The following is a 4,847-nucleotide window of genomic DNA, read 5'->3' as shown; positions in this document are numbered from 1 at the left end:
ACATTGGACTTGTCCGTGATGTGGCGGATCTCGATCCCGGCCTCCGCCATCGGGGTCTCGAAGGTGAAGCTACAGCCGATCAGGAAGCTGACGAGGTCTGGATATTCGGCCCAGGCTGCTGTCGCATCCGCTGTCTCTTCGGCGAGCCTTCCATCACGCCAGATGCGATAAAGCGGCAGATCAGAGCGAAGGTCGGCGCCGGGCGCAAGCAGGGTCGCATGCGAACCCGGATCAGAGACATCGAGCACCGGACAAGCCTTTGGATTGCGCTGCGCATAAAGCAAAAAATCGAAGGCCCAGTCGCGCGGAAGCACGATCATATTAGCCTGGGTGAAACCCGGCGCGACGCCCGAAGTCGGCTCGATGCTGCCTATCCGATAGCGTTCGCGGGCCTTTTGAGCCGGCCCAGCGTTGATGTGGCGAAGATGTTCGCTATCGATCATTGCACGTCTCTCGCAGGTTGGTCAGGCGGCCAGGAAGGAGCGGACGGCAATCCCGTCGACTTCGAAGACGCGGCGAATCTCCATGGCGATGGAGACAGCGCTGGGGCTGTCGCCATGCACGCAGATCGACTGGGCGTCGATCTTGATCGTCGAGCCGTCGATCGCTTCAAGCGTACCTTCATGGGCAAGCTGCAGCATGCGGCGCGCGATCAGCTGGGGATCATGCAGGACGGCACCCGGTTCACGGCGTGAGACAAGGTCGCCATCGGGTGTATAGGCCCGGTCGGCAAAGGCTTCCGCCACGGTCTTCAAGCCGCAGTCGCGGGCGAGCTTGAGAATTGGCGTATTTGCAAGACCCATCAGCACCAACGAGGGATCCACCGCCTTGATGCCGTCGATCACTGCCTGGGCTTGCTTGGGATCGCGGGCGATGCGGTTGTAGAGAGCGCCGTGCGGCTTGACGTAACCGACGGTGACACCCGCTGCCGCTGCAATGCCCTTCAGTGCGCCGATCTGATAGATGACATCGGCGGTCAGTTCGTGGCTTGCGACATCCATGTCGCGCCGGCCGAAGCCGACGCGATCAGGATAGGAGACATGAGCGCCGATCGAAACGCCCTTTTCAGCTGCGGCCCTGGCGGTTCTTAGAATACCGAGCGGGTCGCCGGCATGAAAGCCGCAGGCGACATTGGCGCTGGAGACGAGGGCGAGCATCGCGGTGTCGTCGCCCATGCCCCATGCGCCATAGCTTTCGCCGAGATCGCTGTTCAGATCGATGGCAGTCATATCAGGTCTCCTTAGGCGGTCAAAAGCGCGAAGATCGGGCCGATTGACTTGTAGCCCATGTACCAGGTGAGGACGCAAGCCAGCACGCCGAGCGCAAGCAGCCAGCGCGGATAACGGTAGCCACCCATCAGGTCAGAACGGGCCCAGGCAGCATAGATGAAAATCGACAGGCCGATCGGCAGAATGAGACCGTTCAGGCCGCCGACGAAGACCAGCATCTGGGCCGGCGGGGTCGTGATAATCACATAGAAGAACAGCGATACCGCGATAAAGATCACGGTCGCGATATTGCGCGCCCTCTCACTAAGGTCCTGCTTGAAGATCGTGAGGAAGGAAACCGAGGTATAGGCAGCGCCGATAACCGAGGTGATGGCGGCAGCCCACAGGATAATGCCGAAGACGCGCATGCCCACATCGCCGGCGGCGGCCTCAAAGGCTTGGGCGGCCGGATTGGCACCCTTGCCTGAGACATCGATTACGACACCGCTTGCGACTACACCGAGCACAGCGAGAAAGAGGACGTAGCGCATAACGCCGGTGACGGCGATTCCGGTGAGGGCTGCGCGGTTGACGGCGCCGAGGTTTTCGATGCCGACCGTGCCTTTGTCGAGTAGGCGATGTGCCCCGGAATAGGTGATGTAGCCACCGACCGTGCCGCCGACGATGGTGGTGATCGTGGCGAAATCGACGGTTGCCGGTAAAAAGGTCTGGAACAGTGCTTCGCCAACGGGCGGGGCCGATGCGATGGCCACATAGAGTGTCAATGCGATCATCAAGATACCGGCGAAGATGATGAAACGGTCGACGGCCATGCCGGCGCGCTTCGATAAGAAGATGCCGATCGAAAGAATCGCGCTGATTGCGCCGCCGGTTTTCGGATCAAGCCCGATCATCGCATTGATACCAAGGCCCGTGCCCCCGATATTGCCAATATTGAAGAATAATCCGCCGACGATCACCAGAACGGCAAGCAGATAGCCAGCGCCCGGGATTGCGGCATTGGCGAGATCGGAGGCACGCATCCGCGTCAGGGTGACGATTCGCCAGATGTTCAGCTGCACGACGAAATCAATGACAATCGAGGAGAGGATCGCAAAAGCGAAAGCCGCACCGAGTTTGGTGGTAAATGTTGCCGTCTGGGTGATGAATCCCGGGCCAATTGCCGACGTAGCCATTAAGAACACCGCAGCCGTGAGTGCTGCGCGCCGCGACTTGAGCGACATGCCAGAGGATGCGGCCGATGCGCCGTCTGCGGATGAAATTGATAGCTGTTCCATAAACCCTCTCCTTATGCGGCCTCCCGCAGTCCCTCGGGCGGGCCGTGTGAGTTCTGACACGAGCCAGCGTCGTCGCGTTTCTCTAAGATGTCAAGATTGTTCAACGATATTAGTTTATCGTTCTACTATATTTTTGAAATGTTGAGCAATCTGAGCATTTCATGAGCGCCGGCCAATCTTCAGAACCCATTTTGCAGCACCCGCCCGCGCGCTTGTCACTTTTCGCGCCCTTAAGGGATATGTCTGACTGCCGCGATTGACCTTTGCCGCAGTGACCCGATTGGCCGTGTCGTTCGCCCAATGGTTCCCATTGAGCGAGAACCGCGATATCGATGCGCAAGGAGACGGATGCTTCATCCATTTCCATGCAGAAGGGGCTTTGATGGCTGAACAGGATACCATATCGGCGCTTGCGCCGCGTCTGGCGAAGGAGATCCGCGACATGCTGATCGCGGGCGAATTGAAGCCGGGGCAGCGCCTGTCTGAGGCAGCGCTCAGCGCCGGCCTTGATGTGTCGCGCAATTCACTGCGCGAAGCCTTCCGGCTCTTGACCAAGGAAAATCTCTTGCGCCACGAACCCAATCGCGGCGTCTTCGTCGCCACGCCGAGCATGGCCTCAATCATCGACATCTACCGTGTGCGCCGCGTGATCGAATGCCAGGCGCTTGCAAAGGCCTATCCCAAGCATCCGGCGGTGGTTCGTATGCGCTCGGCGGTCGAGCGCGCCAGGGTCGCGCGCGATCGCAAGGATTGGGCCATGGTCGGCAGCGAAAACATGGTCTTTCACGCGGCGATCGTCGATCTTGCCGACAGTCAGCGCCTGAATGCTTTCTACGCCCAGATCGCCGCAGAGCTGCGTCTCAGTTTCGGCCTTCTCGCCGATCCCGAATCGTTGCACGCGCCCTATGTCGACCTCAATGGCGCTATTCTCGAAAAGCTCGAGGCGGGACTGACGGCCGAAGCTTGCACGGCGCTCGAAGCGTATCTGATGCAGTCTGAGCGCACAGTTCTCGCCGCCTTCTCGCGGATCGATCCGGGCAAATGATCCCCATTGTGAAACCAGCAGCTAAAACCACGGTCTCAGAACCACGCACGCCGCCGGCGAGCCGCTTCGTCGCGAAGCAGCAGCGCCGGCGGGCTTGCCGAAGAATTGCTGGCACCATTTCGCGCTTGTTGTCGTGCGAGACGCGAACGGATACTCAATACTAATTTGCTGCAACCCTTCGCGCGAGCGCCATCACATAGTCATCCGCGATGTCGGCCAAGGTCAAGGCGACCTCCGGTTCCTTCCACCCCGCAGCAAGGGCCCTTTGCACGAAATCTTGAAATGCCGCTGCAAGGACCTCTTCGCGCTCGACAGCTCTATATGGATCACTTGCGCCATGTTGCGGATTGCTGATCTGTATTGTCGGACGGGTAAATTCCATTGATATGCCCCCTGGAGGTTGCGCTATTTTGCATGGAGAGTACATTCGTCATGTACCCGGTTTCTCTCGTCTGAACTGCTATTATGCTTCGTTTCTAATAAGTTAAGTGTCGCGTGTCGTTAGCCACGCATCCCGAAACTTGCAGCAGCGTCCATTTTTTGCAATCACCGATCGGCGATCCGGAATTTTACCCTCAATGACCACGATATGCGGTCAAGCAAACATACCCACGGTCCTGCGACGAGCGGCGACCAGTAAAGGGCCATCGTCGGGAGGTCGCCGGGCTGCTTAGGACAGGTCGCCATCGGCTTTAGCGGCGCACGATCGATGTGTGCGGCAAGCGAAATGAGCTCGTCAATGCCGCAGATCGCCTGCTCTGATGGCCACCGGCCGGGGCTAGCGGCTATGGCCGAGCGTCTTTAGCCATTTGTCGAAGGAATGAGCGCTCTCGACTTCTGACATTGGTGCGACAGCATGCCCAAGATAGAGCGGAACGGCCACATTTCGCGCCTCCCGCGGACTGTAACCAAACTCCTTACTGAAGGCCCGGCTGAAATGGGCAGCAGAAGAAAAGCCCACAGCAAAGGCGATATCGACGATTTGCTGCCGATTGCTGACGTCACTCAGGGCAGCGTGAGCAGACAAAAGCCGCCGGCGCTGAATATAGTGATGAACGCCGCCATCCGGCTCGAACACCTGATAGAGGCGGGTGCGCGAAACACCAAGTTCCCGACATATCCGATCCGTCGTGAGATCGGGCGACTTCAGCATGTCCGGGGATTAGAGGGGGACGGGTTCCACACCAGTGTAGGGCATGTGGGCCTCCGGGACAACAAAATTCCATACCTATGCTGGAACGCAGAGCAACAACCCATTCACAGTGGACGTGACCCACAGACGGAGGCGCCACGCGG

General features: G+C 59.1%; 5 protein-coding genes and 1 pseudogene. 1 reads left to right on the top strand and 5 read right to left on the bottom strand.

Annotated features, from left to right (window positions below; translation table 11 throughout):
- The 3 genes from C9413_RS27740 to C9413_RS27730 form a co-directional block, all read right to left on the bottom strand.
- The coding region (locus C9413_RS27740; RefSeq protein ID WP_170251189.1) for a DUF1445 domain-containing protein at positions 1 to 443 on the bottom strand (443 nt) is incomplete at its 3' end.
- A 21-nt stretch (positions 444 to 464) separates the two neighbouring features.
- On the bottom strand, positions 465 to 1,229 hold the full coding sequence (locus tag C9413_RS27735) for a 5-oxoprolinase subunit PxpA (protein ID WP_040115437.1): 765 nt from the start codon (positions 1,227 to 1,229) through the stop codon (positions 465 to 467).
- Positions 1,230 to 1,240: 11 nt separating this feature from the next.
- The gene (locus C9413_RS27730; protein WP_040115438.1) at positions 1,241 to 2,506 is read right to left on the bottom strand and encodes an NRAMP family divalent metal transporter; all 1,266 of its coding nucleotides are present in this window, start codon (positions 2,504 to 2,506) and stop codon (positions 1,241 to 1,243) included.
- 382 nt (positions 2,507 to 2,888) lie between these two features.
- Here C9413_RS27730 and C9413_RS27725 point away from each other — a divergent pair, with 382 nt between their 5' ends.
- Complete coding sequence (locus C9413_RS27725; RefSeq protein WP_040116565.1) at positions 2,889 to 3,551, top strand: GntR family transcriptional regulator; 663 nt, start codon at positions 2,889 to 2,891, stop codon at positions 3,549 to 3,551.
- 160 nt (positions 3,552 to 3,711) lie between these two features.
- Here the strand turns inward: C9413_RS27725 and C9413_RS27720 are convergent, their stop codons facing one another.
- Together C9413_RS27720 and C9413_RS27715 are read right to left on the bottom strand one after the other, a co-directional pair.
- Positions 3,712 to 3,933: a hypothetical protein gene (locus tag C9413_RS27720; RefSeq protein WP_022717815.1), complete on the bottom strand. Its 222-nt coding sequence runs from the start codon at positions 3,931 to 3,933 to the stop codon at positions 3,712 to 3,714.
- Positions 3,934 to 4,329: 396 nt separating this feature from the next.
- A pseudogene (locus C9413_RS27715) lies at positions 4,330 to 4,689 on the bottom strand (helix-turn-helix domain-containing protein); the annotation flags it as partial.
- Positions 4,690 to 4,847: the final 158 nt, after the last annotated feature.

It is taken from the genome of Rhizobium sp. SEMIA 4085, from assembly GCF_013004495.1.
Taxonomy (GTDB): Bacteria; Pseudomonadota; Alphaproteobacteria; order Rhizobiales; family Rhizobiaceae; genus Rhizobium; species Rhizobium gallicum.
Note: the sequence above shows the minus strand (reverse complement) of the source record. Positions and strands in the feature narration are given on the sequence as shown.